General features: G+C 61.9%; 1 protein-coding gene and 1 pseudogene. Both read right to left on the minus strand.

The genetic code is table 11. The features are described 5' to 3' along the window. Positions 1-24: 24 nt before the first annotated feature. Positions 25-630, minus strand: a pseudogene (locus tag C6W91_RS20965) (ISL3 family transposase); the annotation flags it as partial. Next, on the minus strand, positions 519-991 hold a 473-nt coding region (locus tag C6W91_RS20970), incomplete at its 5' end, for a transposase (protein ID WP_370571588.1). The gene C6W91_RS20970 and the pseudogene C6W91_RS20965, both read right to left, overlap by 112 nt.

Raw genomic sequence — 991 nt, forward strand, 5'->3', positions numbered from 1 at the left:
ACGGGTCAAATGATCTCGTCACATGGTCAGGAGCCGCGCAATCCTTCGGGCAGGTGGCGACTTTCTTGTTTCGGACGGCACCGCTTGTTCGGCGCGGCGCTGGCGTGTCGACCACTCGCCGACGACCCGGAGACTGCCTTGAAATCCATCAGCCCGTAACCGGCGCCAGAGTTCTGCGCCATTACGGCATCCGCCGCTCCACTCCCGTTCCAGCCGAGGCAACCAAGCGGTCAAGCTGCTCTCGCGGATGCGGAAAACATCTTCTCGCTCACCCCGGATGATCTGGCGGACCAAGCCGCGGCTCAGCCCGGTCAGGCGCACGATCCGTTTGATGGGAACACCCTCGTCTGCCATTCGGCGCACCATGTGGTTGGTCTGCTGGCGCCTTTGAAAACCCTCGAATTGCAGCCTTTCCGCTGCCGTCAAAAGCCTCGGATCGAGGGTCTCTACCCCGATAGCCTTGCGAATGGCTGGCATGTTCCGCTGCACGGCGGCCAAGAAGGCAGCACTTGCATTCTCTAACAGATGCCAACGATCCGCGACTTGAACCGCGTCAGGCAGGGCACGTGCGGTGGCACCGCGGTAGCCACCATTGCGATCACGGGCAACAACCTCGATTCCGGGACGCGCACCGAACGCTTCCACTCGGACGATGTAGCATTGAGCGTGAGATAGATCAATTTCGCCGCCGCGTCGTCGCTTGGGAAATGGCCTCGGGTGCTGACGGCTCGGCGGATCTTCGAGTTCAGCGCCTCAATGGCGTTCGTGTTGTAGATCAGCCTGCGGACCTCAGGCGGGTAGTCGAGGAACGGGAGCACCTCGTTCCAAGCACGCCGCCAACTCGGTGCGATGGCCGGATATCGCTTGGCCAGATCGCTTTCCTCGAACTCAGCCAGAGCCAGTTCTGCAGCATCGGCATCCACGGCCGTGTAGATCGCCTTGAGGGCGGCCGCGACGGCTTTGCGGTCTTTGTAGCTGGCGAAGTTCATGG

Origin of the sequence: Phaeobacter sp. SYSU ZJ3003 (assembly GCF_041300735.1) — a bacterium.
Classification (GTDB): Bacteria; Pseudomonadota; Alphaproteobacteria; order Rhodobacterales; family Rhodobacteraceae; genus Phycobacter; species Phycobacter gallaeciensis_A.